Source organism: Natronomonas marina (assembly GCF_024298905.1).
In the GTDB taxonomy this organism is placed as follows: Archaea; Halobacteriota; Halobacteria; order Halobacteriales; family Haloarculaceae; genus Natronomonas; species Natronomonas marina.
In genome coordinates this window covers 1,661,058-1,677,278 of record NZ_CP101154.1, presented here as the reverse complement: position 1 = coordinate 1,677,278, position 16,221 = coordinate 1,661,058, and the positions used below count along the sequence as shown (strand labels likewise).

25 protein-coding genes and 1 tRNA gene are annotated in these 16,221 nt (G+C 65.4%); 22 read left to right on the top strand and 4 right to left on the bottom strand.

Translation table 11 applies throughout. The features are described from left to right. The first annotated feature begins 43 nt into the window (after nt 1-43). Genes NLF94_RS21130 through NLF94_RS09085 form a run of 3 tightly spaced genes read left to right on the top strand, consistent with a single transcriptional unit; the run spans nt 44 to nt 1,422 of the window. Complete coding sequence (locus NLF94_RS21130; protein WP_491562648.1) at nt 44-232, top strand: DUF8099 family protein; 189 nt, start codon at nt 44-46, stop codon at nt 230-232. Between the two features lie 3 nt (nt 233-235). Beyond that, entirely contained in the window at nt 236-1,153 is a 918-nt protein-coding gene (locus NLF94_RS09090) for a DUF5794 domain-containing protein (RefSeq protein ID WP_254841153.1), read from the top strand. A gap of 44 nt (nt 1,154-1,197) precedes the next feature. Next, entirely contained in the window at nt 1,198-1,422 is a 225-nt protein-coding gene (locus NLF94_RS09085) for a DUF5795 family protein (RefSeq protein WP_254841152.1), read from the top strand. Here NLF94_RS09085 and NLF94_RS09080 read toward each other — a convergent pair. After that, nucleotides 1,419-1,748, bottom strand: a complete 330-nt coding sequence (locus NLF94_RS09080; RefSeq protein ID WP_254841151.1) for a 2Fe-2S iron-sulfur cluster-binding protein — start codon at nt 1,746-1,748, stop codon at nt 1,419-1,421. The two genes, NLF94_RS09085 and NLF94_RS09080, sit on opposite strands and share 4 nt — an antisense overlap. 81 nt (nt 1,749-1,829) lie before the next feature. Between NLF94_RS09080 and NLF94_RS09075 the strand changes: the two genes are divergently transcribed. The 6 genes from NLF94_RS09075 to NLF94_RS09055 all read left to right on the top strand — a co-directional run bounded on the left by NLF94_RS09075 (nt 1,830) and on the right by NLF94_RS09055 (nt 4,574). Then, nucleotides 1,830-2,009 (top strand) — tRNA-Trp (locus tag NLF94_RS09075). Between the two features lie 182 nt (nt 2,010-2,191). Then, nucleotides 2,192-2,326 (top strand): hypothetical protein, encoded by a 135-nt coding sequence (locus NLF94_RS20775; protein WP_256558731.1) that lies wholly within the window; start codon nt 2,192-2,194, stop codon nt 2,324-2,326. Further along, the gene (locus tag NLF94_RS09070) at nt 2,323-2,616 is read left to right on the top strand and encodes a hypothetical protein (RefSeq protein WP_254841150.1); all 294 of its coding nucleotides are present in this window, start codon (nt 2,323-2,325) and stop codon (nt 2,614-2,616) included. Before NLF94_RS20775 ends, NLF94_RS09070 begins: the two co-directional genes overlap by 4 nt. Before the next feature lie 112 nt (nt 2,617-2,728). After that, a complete protein-coding gene (locus NLF94_RS09065) occupies nt 2,729-3,250 on the top strand; it encodes a hypothetical protein (RefSeq protein ID WP_254841149.1) in 522 nt (173 codons plus the stop codon). Nucleotides 3,251-3,423: 173 nt separating this feature from the next. Beyond that, entirely contained in the window at nt 3,424-4,038 is a 615-nt protein-coding gene (locus NLF94_RS09060; protein ID WP_254841148.1) for a class I SAM-dependent methyltransferase, read from the top strand. Then, nucleotides 4,035-4,574, top strand: a complete 540-nt coding sequence (locus NLF94_RS09055; protein WP_254841147.1) for a hypothetical protein — start codon at nt 4,035-4,037, stop codon at nt 4,572-4,574. Before NLF94_RS09060 ends, NLF94_RS09055 begins: the two co-directional genes overlap by 4 nt. Before the next feature lie 283 nt (nt 4,575-4,857). On the opposite strand, the gene NLF94_RS09050 is transcribed toward NLF94_RS09055, so the two are convergent. The 3 genes from NLF94_RS09050 to NLF94_RS09040 form a co-directional block, all read right to left on the bottom strand. Further along, the gene (locus NLF94_RS09050) at nt 4,858-5,463 is read right to left on the bottom strand and encodes a site-specific integrase (protein ID WP_254841146.1); all 606 of its coding nucleotides are present in this window, start codon (nt 5,461-5,463) and stop codon (nt 4,858-4,860) included. A 248-nt stretch (nt 5,464-5,711) separates the two neighbouring features. Beyond that, entirely contained in the window at nt 5,712-5,879 is a 168-nt protein-coding gene (locus NLF94_RS09045; protein WP_254841145.1) for an AbrB/MazE/SpoVT family DNA-binding domain-containing protein, read from the bottom strand. Nucleotides 5,880-6,044: 165 nt separating this feature from the next. Continuing rightward, nucleotides 6,045-6,269, bottom strand: a complete 225-nt coding sequence (locus NLF94_RS09040) for a hypothetical protein (protein ID WP_254841144.1) — start codon at nt 6,267-6,269, stop codon at nt 6,045-6,047. A gap of 65 nt (nt 6,270-6,334) precedes the next feature. On the opposite strand from NLF94_RS09040, the gene NLF94_RS09035 reads away from it, so the two are divergent. From NLF94_RS09035 to NLF94_RS08975, 13 genes are all read left to right on the top strand, one after another. After that, nucleotides 6,335-7,813: a hypothetical protein gene (locus NLF94_RS09035; RefSeq protein ID WP_254841143.1), complete on the top strand. Its 1,479-nt coding sequence runs from the start codon at nt 6,335-6,337 to the stop codon at nt 7,811-7,813. 6 nt (nt 7,814-7,819) lie between these two features. Then, nucleotides 7,820-8,272, top strand: a complete 453-nt coding sequence (locus NLF94_RS09030; protein ID WP_254841141.1) for a hypothetical protein — start codon at nt 7,820-7,822, stop codon at nt 8,270-8,272. Nucleotides 8,273-8,323: 51 nt separating this feature from the next. Next, the gene (locus NLF94_RS09025; RefSeq protein ID WP_254841140.1) at nt 8,324-8,695 is read left to right on the top strand and encodes a hypothetical protein; all 372 of its coding nucleotides are present in this window, start codon (nt 8,324-8,326) and stop codon (nt 8,693-8,695) included. 121 nt (nt 8,696-8,816) lie between these two features. Next, the gene (locus tag NLF94_RS09020; protein WP_254841138.1) at nt 8,817-9,311 is read left to right on the top strand and encodes a hypothetical protein; all 495 of its coding nucleotides are present in this window, start codon (nt 8,817-8,819) and stop codon (nt 9,309-9,311) included. Continuing rightward, complete coding sequence (locus tag NLF94_RS09015) at nt 9,312-9,617, top strand: hypothetical protein (protein WP_254841137.1); 306 nt, start codon at nt 9,312-9,314, stop codon at nt 9,615-9,617. 43 nt (nt 9,618-9,660) lie between these two features. After that, entirely contained in the window at nt 9,661-10,413 is a 753-nt protein-coding gene (locus NLF94_RS09010) for a hypothetical protein (protein ID WP_254841136.1), read from the top strand. A 2-nt stretch (nt 10,414-10,415) separates the two neighbouring features. Further along, entirely contained in the window at nt 10,416-10,748 is a 333-nt protein-coding gene (locus NLF94_RS09005; RefSeq protein ID WP_254841135.1) for a hypothetical protein, read from the top strand. Next, the gene (locus NLF94_RS09000; protein WP_254841134.1) at nt 10,745-11,221 is read left to right on the top strand and encodes a hypothetical protein; all 477 of its coding nucleotides are present in this window, start codon (nt 10,745-10,747) and stop codon (nt 11,219-11,221) included. Before NLF94_RS09005 ends, NLF94_RS09000 begins: the two co-directional genes overlap by 4 nt. After that, nucleotides 11,221-13,542 carry a PKD domain-containing protein gene (locus NLF94_RS08995; RefSeq protein WP_254841133.1) on the top strand — a complete coding sequence of 774 codons (2,322 nt, stop codon included), beginning with the start codon at nt 11,221-11,223 and terminating at the stop codon, nt 13,540-13,542. The genes NLF94_RS09000 and NLF94_RS08995 overlap by 1 nt, the downstream gene beginning before the upstream one ends. Then, complete coding sequence (locus tag NLF94_RS08990; protein WP_254841132.1) at nt 13,535-14,350, top strand: hypothetical protein; 816 nt, start codon at nt 13,535-13,537, stop codon at nt 14,348-14,350. Before NLF94_RS08995 ends, NLF94_RS08990 begins: the two co-directional genes overlap by 8 nt. Nucleotides 14,351-14,352: 2 nt before the next feature. Next, on the top strand, nt 14,353-15,543 hold the full coding sequence (locus NLF94_RS08985) for an ATP-binding protein (RefSeq protein ID WP_254841131.1): 1,191 nt from the start codon (nt 14,353-14,355) through the stop codon (nt 15,541-15,543). Beyond that, the gene (locus tag NLF94_RS08980; protein ID WP_254841130.1) at nt 15,536-15,940 is read left to right on the top strand and encodes a hypothetical protein; all 405 of its coding nucleotides are present in this window, start codon (nt 15,536-15,538) and stop codon (nt 15,938-15,940) included. Before NLF94_RS08985 ends, NLF94_RS08980 begins: the two co-directional genes overlap by 8 nt. Next, on the top strand, nt 15,937-16,221 hold the full coding sequence (locus tag NLF94_RS08975; protein WP_254841129.1) for a hypothetical protein: 285 nt from the start codon (nt 15,937-15,939) through the stop codon (nt 16,219-16,221). The genes NLF94_RS08980 and NLF94_RS08975 overlap by 4 nt, the downstream gene beginning before the upstream one ends.

Below are 16,221 nucleotides of genomic sequence, written 5' to 3'. Positions count from 1 at the left end.
GCCTCACACAACACTTATGCTTCGATCAACGCTTGCATGAAGTATGGACTCCGCTGGTCCCATTGCGAAGCGCACCGCCGGACGACCCAGTTCCGCAACCGGCGCCAAATTTACATTCGCTAATGGGACAATCAAAGCGGAGAACGTCGCCACCCGATGGCTCTCCCTTCGACGCTCCAGAGGGTACCGCGACACCTACCACCGCGCCCACGGTGAGGGTCCGTCAGCCTGACGCATGAGTGCATCACGCCACCCGATAGCGTTACGCCTCGAGCGACAGGTTGGCGAGGGTACCCGCCTGCTGGCGACCGTCATGGCCCTGCCGCTTCTCGACGGCATCTTCGCCGCGCTGGTGCTGGCCGGCGCCGTCTCGACGGTGCTCGGGATGATCGAGGTCGGTCTGCTCATCTTCGGCGGCAGCGCCACCCTCGCTGTGGTGCTCGCGGAGATGGAGGGCACCCGCCCCGAGCAGATCAAGAACGTCCTGCTGGTCGGTGCCGTCGTCGTCCCGCTCGCCGCCCTCCAGGCGGCCATCGCGCCGACCATCGAGTCCGTGCTGGCGATGCCCATCTTCGAGCGGTTCGCGGCGCTGGTCATCCTCGCCGTCGCCGCCAAGACCGCGAGCGCCTCCATCGGCGAGTACCTCCCGAGTCCCGGCATCATCATCGGCCTCGGAATGATAGCGAGTTTCCGCCCCGGCGGCTTCGAGTTCGCCCTCGTCACCGAGCCGATGTACGTCGTCTACGGAACGGGTGCGGCGGCCGTCGGCGTCGCCTTCGCGCTCTCGATTGCGGTGTTCGCGCCGTGGCTCCGCGGTAACGTCGACATCGACCGGTTTCGCTTTGGCAGTGCGGTCGCGCTGGGCGTGTTGCCGCTGACCATCCTCCGTGTCATCCCCTCGGAAGCCCCGCTCGCGCTGGCGGTCCTCGCCGTGACCGGCCTGCTGGCGTTCAACCCAGAGGGCGCCGACGCGACCGCCGACGAGGAGGTGCCCGGCGACGACGCCACACCCGCGGCGGCCGACGGCGGCGCTCCCGACGACGGCGACGAAGAGGACATCTTCGAGGACGCCGAACAGGCCGTCCAGTCGATCGACGAAAGCGACGACGGCTCCCCCGGCGTCTCCGACGGCGACCGCGCGCCGTGGCTGTAAGCCGGTCAGCAAAGGCTTAGGGGCCTCGGCGTCCCTCCTCCGGTATGGCCGACAACCGCGTCGTCGAGGGGCGTATGGTAACGCCCGGAAAGCTCGCCGAACTCGTCGAGGGCGACTCCGTGATGGACACCGAGGGCATCGAGGACGCCGACCGCGACTGTCCGGACTGCGGCGGGGACGTCCTCTCGGTCGGTTACATGCCCAGCGTCACGGAGTTCGTCACCGGCTACAAGTGTCAGGAGTGCGCCTGGAGTGACACCGACCGCTAGTCCGGCAGCAACTGGCCCCAGACCACCTTCTCGACCAACTCCACGGTCATCGGTTCGGTCACTCTGACCTGACACGACAGCCGCGGGTAGCCCCACCGCTCGGCGGCCGCGTCGTGCCACTGCTCGGGCGCCGGCGTCCCCTCTCGAACCCGGACGCCACAGGTACCACACAGACCCCGCCCGCCGCAGTTGACACGGCGCGAGACTCGTCCGTAGACATCGAATCCCGTATCGAGGAGCGCGTCCCGGAGGACGGCCCCCTCCGAAACCCGGAGCGTCGTCTCGGTCCCGCCGTCCAGAACCGTCACCGGAATCGCCTCGTCCATACCGCCGTTTCGGGCGCCGGACACAAGTGGGGTCCGGCGAACCGAAACCCCTTTGAGGGGAACGGAAATACTCACGGGTGCGGGGACGTGGCCAAGCCAGGCATGGCGGCTGACTCCAGAGGCCACGCGCCCGGTGACGAGACTCCAGACTGATATACCGAGCGGCCGACTGATCATCGCGCCGCGTTGACGACCCTCTGGAGGACCGAGGCGCACACCGGAGATATCAGTAGATCGGGGGTTCAAATCCCTCCGTCCCCATTCCGACTATAAACCTTTCTCAGGGTTTCTTCCGTCCGCTTACCGCAGGTTATGGAGGTGGTTCGCATGGCAGTTGAGAGCGATACCACCACATTCCTGACACACATCTGCGAGTGGTGCGGCCGGGAGATTCAGGACGACACTCAGGACTGTCCGGCGCTCCACGACGGGAGGTGTCAGCCGTGACGCTCGACGACTGTCCGACCTGCGGCGGCTCGCTCGCCTTCGTCGAGCGTCGGTCGACCGTCACCGCGAACGGCCATCACAACTGCGTCTACGAGTGTGGCGAGTGCGGCTGCGAGGTGATTTCAGGATGAACCGCAGGTCGCACCAGCGTTCTGATCCCGCTTTCATCCGAGAGGGTGGCGAGGGGCTTCCGCCGAACCCCGAGAAAGAACACGACCTCGAGAACGACTGCAAGACCTGGCTGTTCACCTGCCTCGAGTGTGGCAAGCGGTGGTGCAACCCGCCGGCGCCCGTCTCCAGGTGTAGCTGCGGCGGCGACATCACAGCACACCGCTTCGACCCCGCCGAATACTCGCGGATTCGGTGGTACGGCGACCCGAGAGATTTCGACGGTCAGCAATCAGGAGGTGACGGACGGTGACAGAGTGCTCGATCTGCGGCGCCGACAGCGAGTACTCGTGGCGCTGCTCGGAGTGCGGCAAGCTCTTCGAGGATAGCCAGGACACCGCGCGCGGCGAGGGGGTCGGTCGCCGATGAGCACCTACGAGACCGGCACGGAAACCGTCTCTCGCGAGGAGGCGTTCCGCGAGAACGAACTCCAGCGGCTCCGGACCGAAGCGGCTCGGATGGTTTCGGACGGGACGCTCCGCCTCGAGGACGTGTCCCTGGCGGGCCGCCTCGACGACGGCCAGCAGCTCGCCGACGGTGAGGAGGAGGCGTTCCGCGAGGCCGTCCGCGAGGCCGCCGACGAGGTGCCTGACCGGCAGCGGACGACCGGCACCGAGGACAGCGAGCCCGTCGACGGCTGGGAGCCGACCGAGGTGGAGTGGGTGACGATCTGGGACGAATTCTCGCTCCAGACGCACGTCAGTCGGACTGAGTTGGAGCTGGCCCTGGAGGTCTCCGACCACACCGGCTTCGGCCGCGGCGGCGCGGGGCGGGCTATCCAGTCCGCCGTCGAGGACGGCGCGCTGGTCGATACGACGCCGCAACTCGACCACGAGGACGAGCCCTCGAAACAGCCAGGACTTCGTTTCGCCAGGAGGGATGCGTAATGGCCGATAGAACTGCGGACGATGCCGACCGATTGAGGCCCCAGTGTTTCAACCCGAATTGCGACAAGAGTTTCGAGTCGGTGAACGAGATGGTCGCGGTTCCTGGCCGAGGAGGTCGAAGCCCTCGGCACTTCTGTAAGGAGTGTGCCGAGCGCATCCGTCGTGGACCATCGATGACCGACGGCGGGCGCGTCAAAGACGGCAACAATCGATCTCCGCCTGAAGAGATACTCGACGCAACGACCGGGGGGAAGGGAATCTGGTGTGACGGTCAGAAGGACAACGACCGCACGCTGTTTATCGACAAACGCGAACGTGACCCGGGCTTCTGCGGTCAGCCCAATCGCTACTATCAGGTTCAGCCCGACGAGGTCGAAGACTTCCGTGATCTCCCGTACAGTGACGAGAGCTTCGATCTCGTCGTCTTCGACCCGCCGCACACCATCCGCGAGAACGGCATGGCCGACCTGAAGGGGTACGTAACGAAAAAATACGGCGCGCTTCACGCCGAGACGTGGCAGGACGACCTTCGCCGCGGCTTTCTCGAGCTGTTCCGCGTTCTCCGTCCCGGCGGCACGCTCGTTTTCAAATTCGCCGACGAGGCTGCGGACTTCGAGGATGTCCTCGAGCTCGCGCCAGAGCCGCCGCTGTTCGGTACGCGAACGAAACAGTCGAAGCAGGTCGAAACTCGTTGGTTCGTTTTCTACAAGCCCGACGACCAGCGAAACACCCGGTCGGGTAGCACGGATACCGACCGATCCGACGAACGGGAGGAGTCGGGTCGATGAGCGACGATCCACACCCGTTGGTTGATGCGATCCGCCGGAAGCTGTCGGATATAGAGACGGCGATTCGAGGCGATAGAGATGTCGTCGAAGTTGAGGAAATCGTCGAGGAGAAAGGCGACCTCCTCACCCGTGTCGACGAGCTTGAGTCGCAACTGGCGGCCGTTGAGTCACAGCTCGACTCGATACAAGACCTCGGACAGGAGAAGTCCACGAAGGAAGAGAAGATCGCGGCGGTCGTCCAGTACGCACAGAACGCGGCTGACGATCCAAAAACCGGGCGAGTCGCCCTCAAGGCGACGGACGTGAAGGGCGTCACCGGCGTTTCTCGCCGCTACGCCTACGACCTGATGGACGGCTTGCCGGACGAGTACGAGTGGGCGCTGGACCGGAGTGACGTCTCCCAGTACGGCGAGCTCGAGATCGACCAGCAGAGCCAGGACCGCGCCCTGATAATCGACCTTGAACTCCTTCACTCGGACGAGGGGGCTGTGAACAAGTTCACCACACGAACCAGCCGAAAGGAGGCCTCAGCATGACCCAACCACGGCGAGGAAAACCACCGCCCTTGAACTAAGATAAAATTACGTTGTAGTAGTCTTGTTTGTAACGGTTGGTTAGAGTGACCTAAATCGGCTGTAGCGGAGCGAAGCGGAGCGATTTCGGTCACTTCGGCTGGTTCAACGCGGCTGTTTGGTGTGGTGAACAAGTTCAATGCTCGGAAGTTCTGATAGGTTCCTCTGGACCACCGTCACGTCGTGCGGTTCTCCCGGCTACTTCGTTCTGGACGGCTCTTCGACTACTCTCCCGACGACCGCTGAATCATGAAATCTCAGCCTCCTCAAAGGCCTCGTTGACGACCTGCGGGGTCGGTGCGTTCAGGTATGGCTCAATCGCCTGGAACGAGTCCCACCCACCTACCTGCATAACTACACGAGGGTTCATCTGCCGATCCACGAGCAGTCGTTGAGCGAACCGTCGACGGAGATCGTGGCTACTGACGTATCGAAAATCCTCGTCCCCAGTCTTTTCCGCTGCGCTAATCGCTGTTCGCTTCACGACATCCCTGACAGCGCGTTCAGTCAAATCTACGAGCGGCTGCCCTGGATTGATCGCCTCTGCGTTTTGGTATCTGTGAATGTCGCCCTCGACGTCTTGCGGGAGGTATGCGTCTCGAGGCTTCCCTCCGTTCCCGGTGGTGTCCTTACCCTCTGGAACACGAAGCCGATAATGGTCACCGTCTTCTGTCCGCTTGATATGCTTCGGTTTGATCTGCGGTATCTCGAAGGCTCGGAGGCCGACGTAGCCCCCGAGTTGAATAATCAGATCGTCGCGGTGTCTTGCCGCGGCCCGACGTAGCTCCTCGAGCTCCTGATCGGTCATCCAGACCTTGTATTCATCTGGTTTACCAGTTGCCTCCAGCCTCATACCACACTTCTAAAACAACATTGCAGAAAAAGACTCCGCACACCTGTTCTCATATCCGAAATTGGTGCCTATATGGCTCTTCACTTCCGACTTATCATACAAGTCGGAAACCTCGGGTCTGGGTTATTCACCACGCCGACGAGCTTCTCACGAGAATCGACCGTATCTACTCGCACCTTCGCTCGAGGTAGTCAGACGGAGGGCTGACATAATCCGCCGCCGCTGGATATTATATAGCGAGATACGATTTATAGATGGTAGGTTACCGTCTCGGCTTCGTAGTCAACTTCCACGTCGACACTCGCCTGTTCGTCGAGACCCAACTCCCGGCAGGAATCCATCGGGATCGACACCATGTAGGAGTTCCCGATCTGGGTTACTTCTCGCCCGTGGTCGATTTTCTTCTGAACGCCCATACGCGAGCAACGTACTAGATAACTAAAAAGACAGCGCCATGTCTGACGCGATGTTAAAACTGCGTTTAAACACCATTAGAACCGCGTTTTGACCGACGGATAAACCTATCCAAATGCTGTTTTAACATTCCGTTGATATATAGGGAACTAAACACAATACTACGGTCAAGCCTCGGCCCGCGACGGGTCGCGGCCCCACACACCATGAGTACGACGCCGCCACCCGACGCGGCCGTTCACGACGCCCAGCGCCGGGACCGGCGACATCGGCCCGCCGACCACACTGTCGGCGAACGGGATCGCCTCGAACTCGCCGGTGTGAGTCGGCCACTCGACGACCGAGACGCCCGCGGCATCGTAGTCGACTACCTTTCCTTCAGACCATGACACTAGACTCACAGACCACGACGTATCGCCAGGGAATCATCGCCCTGCTAATCGCGTGCGCAGTGCTGATGTCCACGGTCGCCCCTGCCCTCGCAGCGGCGGGGAGCGGGCCGGACATCAACTACGAATCGAGTGACGCCTCGCCGGCGTACATCCACGAGGACACGCTCACTATCGCCGAGTACGACCGCGGCGAGATGGCGCTCTCGGCTGACAACATCGAGTACGAGAGCGACGACGGCGACGTCGAGCAGCTCCCCGCGCACTACAACGACAGTCAGGACGAGCCGGTCCAGGTGCGCTTCGACCGCGTGGACGAGGACAGTCTCCATCAGTTCCCGCGCGTCTCCGGTGAATCCGAGAACGCGCATACGTGGCTGAACGCCTCGAACTGGTCGACCACGAGCGGCGCGGGTTCCTCGATGACCGTCACCGACGACGACGGCGACACCGCTTCGGGCGTGCCCGCGGTCTCTTTCGACGGCTCGGTCGCCAGCACCGAGACCGCGAACGCGACCCTCTCGAACGGGATCAACATCTCGTCGGACGCCGACAAGCGGTTCCTGACGGTGTTCTTCGCGGTGGACACGCTGAAATCCGCGTCGAACATCACCATCGAAGTCCACGACTCCGACGGCGACTACAAGGCCATGGAGATCGCGCCGGGCGCGTCGAACTCCTCGACGAACATCGGTGCGACGACGACCGGCGAGGGCTACGTCTACCAGGAGCGCCTTTCGGACCTCTCGTTCAAGGGTTCGTCCGGTGACGACACCTGGGACGAGATTCAGAGCGTGCGCGTGTCCGTGCAGGAAGCGAACGGCGAGGTGACCATCACTGGTCTCGACGTCGCCCGCAAGAGCGAGATCGAGCTCGGCGAGACGATGCGGGACACCGACGGCGACGGTGAGAACGAGACCGAGACGGTCACGCAGATCAACGGCACCCACTACGAGGGCTACGTCAACCTGACGGCCCTCGATACGATGGGCTCGGAGTTCGACGATGCTGCGGTCCACGAGCTGAAGATCAACGACGTGTGGTACAGCGAGTCCGACCTCGCCGACGAGGAGGACTGGAACGCCTCGTTCGAGGCGGCCGACAACTACAGCTACGACCGCAAGCTGGACAAGCAGGTCCGGCTCGTCGTCCCGTCGGCCATCGACCTCTCGCACGGCACGCTCGAACTGCGGATGCACCAGGGCCTCGTCGACGACCGCTACGCCGAAGTCCGGTACGCGACGGACACTGGTGACACCGAGTTCGGGAACGTCTCGGACTCTGACTACACGGAGACCTCGTCGAGCTTCACGTCTCGCGGTGACTACGTGACGCTGACCACGGTCAACGCCGACGAGAACGCCATCGTCGACGCGACGATCCTGCTCCAGCCGAGCGAGGAGGAGAACCTGATGAGCGCCGGCGCAGGCGGCGGCGCACCGATGGGCGAAGGTGGCGGCGGCATCTTCAGCTCCATCCAGGGTACCATCATGGCGGCCGTCGGCGCGCTCCTGGGACTGCTCGGTCTCAGCCGGCTCTCGGGGTGACCACCGATGTCCGCCTCTGGTGACGACGGCCTCGGAATCATCGCGTTCGCCAACAAACGCTTCGAGAGTCCGTCGAGTGCCGTCCTCGCGTCGCTGACCGGCGCTATCGTCGCGCTCGGCGCGGCGTTCATCGACTTCTGGACGGCCGTCGCTGACGTGATTATCGTCCCGCTGTCGGCGATGGGCGAGTTGCTTGCGGGCGTCCTTCAGGCCTTCATCGGCGGGGGCGCGTCCATCATCGGCCAGGGGGCGGCGACGACGGTCCAGTCGCTCGTGCCGGGCTCGATCTTCGCGCTGGGACCGCTGACGTTCGCCGAAGGCATCGCGGCCGCTGGCGCTGGTATCCTCGTGATGACGTGGATACTGAGCCGCGAGGTGACGAGTGACACCATACCGTTCAGTGCGACGGACATCCCGTTCCTCGGCGTCGACGAGGACGACGAGGACCCGTCGGAGTGACCATGCTCGGGCACCCCGTCGAACTGACTCCGACCCGCGGGGGTGCTCGACATGGCGAGTAGCGGTGGCGATTCCTTCGGTCCGGGCGAGTTCATCGAAACGTCGCGCTTCAGCTTCAACGTCCGGTGGGTAGCGCTCGGTAGCACCATCCTCTCCGGGACGGTCGTGGTGTTCTTCCAGACCATCATCGGCTTCATCCGGAGCGTCGGCCTCGGCCTCGAGGCGGTGCTCAACACCGGCACCGCCCGGATAACCGGCGTCATCGAGGCGCTGTTCCAGGCCGTCGGGATCATGGACGCTGCGTGGGCGGCCGCGGCCGCCGACCTCGCGGGGGCCGGCATCTTCGCGTTCGCGCTGTCAGTCGCGGTCGCCGGTGCCGTCGTCCTGATTTACTCGTGGGGGGTGCGTGCCCTTGTCGAGTAGTTCCGATGGCGGTGAAAAAACGATAAATATCGCCATCAACAGCGCCATCGACCGGACTCCACTAATCAAGAGAGCTGCCGCCACTGCGATTTCGTGGTTGATACCCGGCGTCAGTGCAGCCATGATTATAACAGGTCAGTTGGACGTCGGTTCCATCCCTGCGAAGCTGTCCGAATTCATCATCTCGACGGTGGTCGACTGGTTCGTCGTGTCGTTCGTGCGTCCCGTCGTCGGTTCCATCCTCTGGATTGCTGGACTCTTCATCGACACGATACTGCTGGTGGCGTTCGGCCCCGACCGCGCCATCGGCGGCTCCCCAGGCCTCGCCGACTTCGCGCTGTTCCTCGCGGGCGAGTTCATCGACATGACGGCGCCGGTCGCCACGGAGATCATCACCACCATCGTTCAGGTGAACGAGACCATCGCCGCCGTCGCCGCCGAGGCAGGCATCGCGGCGCCCATCGTCGTGAGCGCGCTGGTCTTGCTCGAACTGGCCGTCACGGCGTACATCGCGTGGTCGATCATCCGGGTCATCAACGTGCCGCTGGTCGACCTCGACGCGATCATTCTCCGCGTCACGGGACCGTTCCGAGCCATCCTCAGGAGGTTGAATTAGATGCCGAAATCCAACGACGTCACCTGGAAAGAGTTCGTCGCCCACCCGATAGCGACCATCGGCGCCGTCGTGTCCATCGTCGGCGGTGGCCTCGCCGGCGTCATCGAGCCGCTTCTCGGGACGGTGTGGAGTCAGGCGGGCGCGTTCTTCGCCGTCGCGTCGGTCGGTCGCGGGACGCTCGCCGACCAGTTCGCGTGGCTACCGAAGGGCGCCCTGACGGCGGCCGCGGTGGGCGCAGGTCTCGTGTTCGTCGCCAACCGCGGCTGGAAGATCGTCCAGGGCTACCGCAAGGAGACTCAAGAATGAGCTACAGCACACGACAGCAGCGGTCCGTGGGAGGTATCGTGCGATGAGCGCCAGCAGTCAGTCCGTCGGGCGGCTGATACCCGGCCTGAAGACGATGGCGGCCGGCGTCCTGTCGTTCCTGGCCGTCGGCTTCGTCATCAGTTTCTTCGCCGGCGTGCCGTTCATCGCCGGCTTCTGGGGCGGTCTCGATCAGGCCGCCGCCTGGGTCATCCTCATCGCGCTGGTCGTCTACATCGGCTACTACACCGACGACATCAACGCCGGCTTCATCTTCGTGACGCTGGGCCTGCTCGCGCTGGCCTCGTTGTTCCTGCCGAGCTGGGCGACCCGACCGTTCGCGTTCGTCTCGGAGTTGCTGTTCGGCACGCCGTCGCTGGGCATCAACCGCGTACATTTCGCCGTGCTGGCGGTGACGGGCGTCATCCTGTACTGGGGCGTCCGGGCACGGCTGTTCGGTCGCGGGAAACGGCCGGCGGCGGTCACGAACCGCATCCGGACGAACGCGGAGAGCCTCACCAGGCAGTACGCGAAGATATTCGCCGCCGTCGGCGGGTTCCTCGTCACGTCGGTCTTCCTCTTCGCCAACCGGGGCGGCGAGGTACTCGGCGAGGTGTTCACACTGGCGTCGAACTCGCCGGTCGTCGGGAGCTACCTGACGGCCATCGTCGGGTACGTCGGCGCGTTCTTCACCGACTGGCCACTCATCAGCCAGTTCGGGGTGACGGAGTTCTTCGTCGTACTCGTCGCGCTGTTCCTGATCGCCACCGCCGCGAAATACAGCAGTGCACTCGACTGACCATGATCGGGACCATCACACTCCAGAGCGGGATCGAACGCACACTGATGGAGCTGGCGCCGTTCCTGGCGCTCGGCATCGGGCTGTACTGGCTGTGGACGCTGTTCGTTCGGACGTTCCGGTCCGACGAAGACCCGAGTTACCGGAAGTTCTCGAGTAGCCGCGTCGGGTCGGCGTCGTTCCTCGTCTCGGGGGCGTACTTCAGCGGTCTCGTCGCCGCTGCGATTGCGGCGATGACGTGGCCGCTCGTCCTCGAGTCGCCGCTCATCGCAGTGGCGCTCGTCGGCGGCGTCGCCTACCACGCGATGCTCGAGTACCAGGAATCAGCGACATGACCTCGACACCACCCATCCGCGAGCGGCTGCACGCCCTCGACGCACAGGCATGGCTGTTCGTCATCGCGGCGGTCGCCTCGACCGCCGTCGCCGCGGGACTGGCGTGGACTGCGGCGGCCGCCTCGGCGTCGACGATCATCCTCTTCGCGGCGTTCGCGGCCATGTGCTACCTCGTCGTCCGGGAGATCGCCCGTCCCGACGTGCGCGGCGAGTGCAAGGAGTGTGGCCGCGCGGTCGTCGTCGACCCGGCCCGGGACTCCAACGACGCCGCGGTGACGGTCCAGTTCGCCGCGGAACCGGAGCGCCGGACGGTCGGCCCGGTCGAGATGATCGCCGACCGAAACCGCCAGCGTCACACCTTCTGCACGGCGGTTTGCGCTCGGGCGAATCTCGGCTCGCTGGAAGACCTCGACGGGGAGCCTGAACCGAGCGACCCGGAACCGACCGAACGCCCGCAGCAGGTGAGAGACTGATGCGTAGAACCGTCCTCGTCATCGCGGTGCTCGCCCTCCTCGTCGGCGGGCTGTTCGCCCCCGCAGCACCAGCACTCGCGCAGAATCGGAGCACGGCAACTCCCACGCCGACCCCGACGCCAACGCCCACGGCCACACCGACCGCGACACCAACTCCGACGCCGACGCCGACCGCTACTCCGACGCCAACTCCCACGCCAACGCCCACGTCGACCCCGACACCGACGCCGAAGGACGACGCCCCGGCTGTAGTAGCAGCCTTCGAGGTGTCGCCGAAGGCGCCGAGTGCTGGCGAGCAGATCGTCCTCGATGCAGCACCGAGTAGCGGCCCCATCGACCGCTACCTCTGGGACGTCGACGGGGACGGGACCTACGAAGAGACCGGCGAGTACGTGACTCACACGTACGCGAACGCCTCGAATTACAACGTCACGCTCTACGTCTCGGAGATGAACGGCGACGCCGAGGACACCCACACCCGCCGCGTTCGCGTCATCCCGGCGGACTCGACACCGACGCCGACCCGGACGGAGACCGCGACCCCCACGCCGACGCCGACCGCTACGCCGACCCCGACACCGACGCCGAACGGGTCGGCCGCCGCGTCAGACTCGACGCCGACGGCAACGAGCGGAGGGGCCGACCAGCCGACACAGCCCGGTTCCTACTCGCTGTCGGAACTCCGAACCGGCGGCCGGCAGCCGGCCGATGCCCCGCCGAGTGTCCGGTATCTCGGCGAGACGGGCGCGGTGGCGATCCGGTACATCCCCACGAGCCCGCTCCAGTACGACCACGTCTACCTCGAGCAAGGGACGGAGATCAATACCGACCAACTCCAGGTCTACTCCACGCGGTTCGGCGACATCGAGCCGCAGAACTTCTCGCTGACGGTCGTTACCTGGCAGCAGGCAACGCGGCAGGTCGAGACCGACGATGGCACGACGACCGAGACCTACGCGGCCGACCAGTCGGTCTCGACGTACACGGTTCGGATGGGCACCGGCTACGACGCCACGCCGCTGGACCTCCCGAGCAACTACAACGAGTCGCGGCAGGTGACGATGTGGCTGTCCGTCGATGGGGAGCGGATCGAGGGCGCCCGCTGGCGGTTCTCGCATCACACGAGCCCGATCTCGCAGACGGTTCCCATCAACAACTTCGGGGACCTGCTCTGGTGGCTATTCAAGAACGTCGGCCTCATCGCCGCGCCCGGACTGCTCGGCGCGGCGGTCGCTGCGAAGGGAACCATCCGACAGACCGGCCTCGGCCCCGAGAAGGGCGCGATGTGGTGGGCTATCGTCGGGACGATAGCCGCCTTCGGAATCGCCGCGTTCGGGTACTTCTACACCGCCGTCCTCTTGCGGCGCGTCCCGCAGTTGTTCGGCCTCGCCCTCGTCGCCATCGCGTTCGTGGCGATGCTGGAGATGATGGGTCGGGAGGCTCGCACCGACGAGTTCGTTCGTGACGAGCTGGGCGACGCCAACACCGCCTTCGGCGGAGACGTTCGCTCGCACATCGAGCGCGAGAAGGCGCGCGTCCGGACGGTCAAACGTGAGGACGGTCTCGGGCTCATCAAGCGCGGCATCCGACCGTTCCTCGCACGCCTCTTCGCCGACCCGGCGGTCGTCGACACGTCGGACCTGAAGACCGACATCAAGCTCACGAAAGGCCCCGACGACGCGACGTACATCGCCGACCCGGCGAGCGACGAACCGCTCACCTGGAAGCCGGCCCGCTGGGAGTTCGACCCGCGACTCCTGCTGCCGGCCTCCGAGGGGAGTGGTCGGGTCGGCGGTGCGCTCGAGCGCATCAACCTCCGGCTCATCGGCGGGACGGCCGCCGGCGCCGCCCTCGCCGGCCTCGCCTTCGGGTTCGTGTTCTCGGCGGCGACGGTCGGGGCCGTCCTCGGGGCGCTGGTCGGCTTCGCCGCCGTCGCGTTCCGCGCCGTCGACGGCGAGGCGGAGTTCAAGCCGGCGCCGGTCCACTACCGGCCGGCGAGGGCCTCCATCGCGGCGCTCCAGATCAGCTACGAGGAGGCCACGAACCTCCAAGATGCGCTGGAGAAGCTGTGGGCGGAGCGCGCCCGCACGATGGAAGAGGCTCGCGCACTCCAGGCGGCCGAGGACAAGTCCGTCACCGAGGAGATGGCGAAAGCCGAGACGGGTATCGACCCCGGCCAGCTCGGTGGCTTCGAGATCACCGACCAGACCGAGAACGGGAACGGCAGCGAGACCGACGACACTGGCGGCGAGCCCATCGGCATCGAGGCAACCGGAACGGGCGACGAACCGGAGCCGGAGGAGGGCAGCGACGATGAGTAGCGACCCGTCGGCCGGTGATACGCCGGATTGGAGCGGCCGGCAGCCTCGGGTCGCGGTCGACGTCCTTCAGCGAGACCAGCGGCGCGTGTTGTTCGATGGGGACGCCGACCGTACGCCCGAAATCGTCCCCATCACCGACGGCTTCGACGCCCGACGGGACCTGTTGAACTGGTGGCAAGCGGCCTGTGTCCGGTCGTTCGGCCACCTATCGACTCGCTTCCCGGCACGGCAACTCCTGTACGACAAGGCGCTGGTCGACGCCCTCACGGCCGACGACCCGACGCCGGGGCAGCAGCACGAACGCGAGCGCGTCCGCGAGCACGTCATGGCCGCCTGTACGGCCGCGTATCGTGACCTCGAGGGTCGGGCGCACGAGTGGCTGCCGGGGGACGAAGGCCCGGACGGCGGGAAGTCGGACTACCGCCAGATCGACCCGGAAAGACAGACGCATATCGCCATGCGCCCGGCGTTCTCGCGGCTCGACGCCGGGCAGGCGACGATCCTCCGCGAGCTTTGGGGTGGCTTCGCCAGCCGCGGCGAGATCGTCCACTGGTGTCATCGCCTGCCGGCGGTGGCCGACTTCTCCGAGGTACTCGACGGGGAGACGGACCCGACGGAGTGGCTGGTCACGGACCGTGCCGCCGTCGAGAAGCTGACCGACCGGAGCGAGAGCGGCCGCGACTGGCGCGAACGGTTCGCGGCGGCGGTCCTGCTGCCGGCGTTCGCCGTCCGGGCGAAGCGCCTGCAAGGCGGCGCCCTGGAGCGGTCGAAGCGCGACCCGAACCCCTGGAACGAGGTGCGAGACTGACCATGACAGACGACTACGTTACCGAACACGACCTCCGAGAGCATCACACCCACACCGACGGCCAGGAAATCCGGAAGACGTTCGGCATCGCGCCGTTCTGGAAGCTGGAAGAGCAGTTCGAGGACTACGAACACCCACTCCCGGACTGCATCATCCACACGCGAGACGGCAGCGAGTGGGGACATCCGGGCGGGACGAACTGGCTCGCCATCGGCGGCAAAGGGTCGGGGAAGTCGACGCTGGCGCTGTGGCTCGCGTCGCACCTGCTCGACGTGAACGGCGAGACGGTCGTTTGGCGGGGCGCCGAAGCGCGGAGCGAGTGGCTCCCGTTCAAGCGGTGGACGACGCTGTACCTGCCGGCCGGCTGTGCCGTCGAGGCGGTGTGGCGCCCGGAGAACGCCCATCGCGGCGCCGACGGCGAGCCGGCCGACCTCGAGAACGTCGTTCGTGAGGTGAAGCGGTACCACGGCGTTGTCGACCTGCTGGAGCAGCTCGACGAGCACGAGTTCGCCGTCGTCTACCCCGACCCCGAGTTCCGCGGCTGCAACGACGTGATGCAGGACTCCCAGTACGTCCAGCAGCCGATCACCTACCAGACCGAGGAGATTGCCGGGTCGCCGGAGGCCGTCACGCCGCTCGTCCACTGGTGGATCGCCTTCTCGGTGGCTCGCGTCGAGGGGTACGGCGGGCACTTCGACTGGACCAGCCTCATCTTCGACGAGATCGCCGACCTGCTCCCGCAATCGGCCCGTGCCGACGAGACACAGACCTACCAGAAGCTCGAAGTCATGCGGAAGGTCGTCGCCGATTCCCGGAAGTACGGCTTCTCGCTGTTCGGATTCGGCCAGGACGAGACCAACGTCCACGAAAAGGTTCGGCGGACGTTCCAGTGGCGGGTGGCGATGCCGGACGACGACGGGAACCCCTGTAAGCGGCAGAACGACCGAGCGCCGGTCGGCTTCAGCTCGATCCCGATGGTCAAGAACTTCCTGAAGCGGAAGGACGCCGGGTTCGGCATCTGCTGGAAGCCGAACAACTTCACTCGGTTCGTCTGGGACGACATCCCGGACTGGGAGGAGGACGTCGACCGGAAGCTGAAGATCAGTCTCGTCGACGACCAACTACACACGCGCGGGACAGAGTCGAACCCGGACGCCGGGGACAGCCGCCGCGAGGAGGTGGCTGATGACTAAGATTCCGTTCGTCGGCGACGTGAGTATCTCGGCGAACGGCATCCTCATCGCCGGGCTGCTCTTCATCGTCGCGCTCATCCTCGGCGGCGTCCTCGGCGTCCCGGAGGGAACCGGCGTCCAGCTCGTCGTCGCGCTCGAGTTGCTGGCGTTGTACCTGCTGCTGCACGAACTGGACAGCTACTCGTTCCCGGCGTTTGTCGCCATCGGAGCCGTCACGACGGTCATCGCCCTCTCCGCCACGGGCGAACCCGTCATCGCGTCGATCCTGAACAGCAACGTCGGCGTCATCCTCGTCGTCGGGTCGCTGTACCTGCTGTATCGGTGGCTCCGGCAGCGGGGCGACGACAACCAGACCATCGTCGTCCGAGGGCGCCGCGGCGGAGGTGGTGGGTCGTGAGCCGCTCGGACACCATCATCGTCATCGTCGCTGCGGCGGCACTGTCCCTACTCGCTGGGTCGTTCGTCGAGGCACTCCTGGTCGAGTCCCACGGCGGGCCGATGGACGCGCTCGTGGCTGCCGTTCGGGATGCACTCCCGACGCTGGCGGCGTTCGACCTCATCATCTCGCTCATCCTGCTGCTGGCGTGGCTTGCGGCGACGATACGGCTCGCCCGCCGCGCGCCGGACAACACCACGCTCGGCCACTGGCTCGGCGACGACCAGGAGGGATCGGAGTAG

Excerpts from the sequence above, each read along its gene's own strand:
- NLF94_RS21130 (WP_491562648.1), top strand. The coding sequence starts at position 44 with ATGGACTCCGCTGGTCCCATTGCGAAGCGCACCGCCGGACGACCCAGT.
- NLF94_RS09090 (WP_254841153.1), top strand. The coding sequence starts at position 236 with ATGAGTGCATCACGCCACCCGATAGCGTTACGCCTCGAGCGACAGGTT.
- NLF94_RS09085 (WP_254841152.1), top strand. The coding sequence starts at position 1,198 with ATGGCCGACAACCGCGTCGTCGAGGGGCGTATGGTAACGCCCGGAAAG.
- NLF94_RS09080 (WP_254841151.1), bottom strand. The coding sequence starts at position 1,748 with ATGGACGAGGCGATTCCGGTGACGGTTCTGGACGGCGGGACCGAGACG.
- NLF94_RS09070 (WP_254841150.1), top strand. The coding sequence starts at position 2,323 with ATGAACCGCAGGTCGCACCAGCGTTCTGATCCCGCTTTCATCCGAGAG.
- NLF94_RS09065 (WP_254841149.1), top strand. The coding sequence starts at position 2,729 with ATGAGCACCTACGAGACCGGCACGGAAACCGTCTCTCGCGAGGAGGCG.
- NLF94_RS09060 (WP_254841148.1), top strand. The coding sequence starts at position 3,424 with ATGACCGACGGCGGGCGCGTCAAAGACGGCAACAATCGATCTCCGCCT.
- NLF94_RS09055 (WP_254841147.1), top strand. The coding sequence starts at position 4,035 with ATGAGCGACGATCCACACCCGTTGGTTGATGCGATCCGCCGGAAGCTG.
- NLF94_RS09050 (WP_254841146.1), bottom strand. The coding sequence starts at position 5,463 with ATGAGGCTGGAGGCAACTGGTAAACCAGATGAATACAAGGTCTGGATG.
- NLF94_RS09045 (WP_254841145.1), bottom strand. The coding sequence starts at position 5,879 with ATGGGCGTTCAGAAGAAAATCGACCACGGGCGAGAAGTAACCCAGATC.
- NLF94_RS09035 (WP_254841143.1), top strand. The coding sequence starts at position 6,335 with ATGTCCACGGTCGCCCCTGCCCTCGCAGCGGCGGGGAGCGGGCCGGAC.
- NLF94_RS09030 (WP_254841141.1), top strand. The coding sequence starts at position 7,820 with ATGTCCGCCTCTGGTGACGACGGCCTCGGAATCATCGCGTTCGCCAAC.
- NLF94_RS09025 (WP_254841140.1), top strand. The coding sequence starts at position 8,324 with ATGGCGAGTAGCGGTGGCGATTCCTTCGGTCCGGGCGAGTTCATCGAA.
- NLF94_RS09020 (WP_254841138.1), top strand. The coding sequence starts at position 8,817 with ATGATTATAACAGGTCAGTTGGACGTCGGTTCCATCCCTGCGAAGCTG.
- NLF94_RS09015 (WP_254841137.1), top strand. The coding sequence starts at position 9,312 with ATGCCGAAATCCAACGACGTCACCTGGAAAGAGTTCGTCGCCCACCCG.
- NLF94_RS09010 (WP_254841136.1), top strand. The coding sequence starts at position 9,661 with ATGAGCGCCAGCAGTCAGTCCGTCGGGCGGCTGATACCCGGCCTGAAG.
- NLF94_RS09005 (WP_254841135.1), top strand. The coding sequence starts at position 10,416 with ATGATCGGGACCATCACACTCCAGAGCGGGATCGAACGCACACTGATG.
- NLF94_RS09000 (WP_254841134.1), top strand. The coding sequence starts at position 10,745 with ATGACCTCGACACCACCCATCCGCGAGCGGCTGCACGCCCTCGACGCA.
- NLF94_RS08995 (WP_254841133.1), top strand. The coding sequence starts at position 11,221 with ATGCGTAGAACCGTCCTCGTCATCGCGGTGCTCGCCCTCCTCGTCGGC.
- NLF94_RS08990 (WP_254841132.1), top strand. The coding sequence starts at position 13,535 with ATGAGTAGCGACCCGTCGGCCGGTGATACGCCGGATTGGAGCGGCCGG.
- NLF94_RS08985 (WP_254841131.1), top strand. The coding sequence starts at position 14,353 with ATGACAGACGACTACGTTACCGAACACGACCTCCGAGAGCATCACACC.
- NLF94_RS08980 (WP_254841130.1), top strand. The coding sequence starts at position 15,536 with ATGACTAAGATTCCGTTCGTCGGCGACGTGAGTATCTCGGCGAACGGC.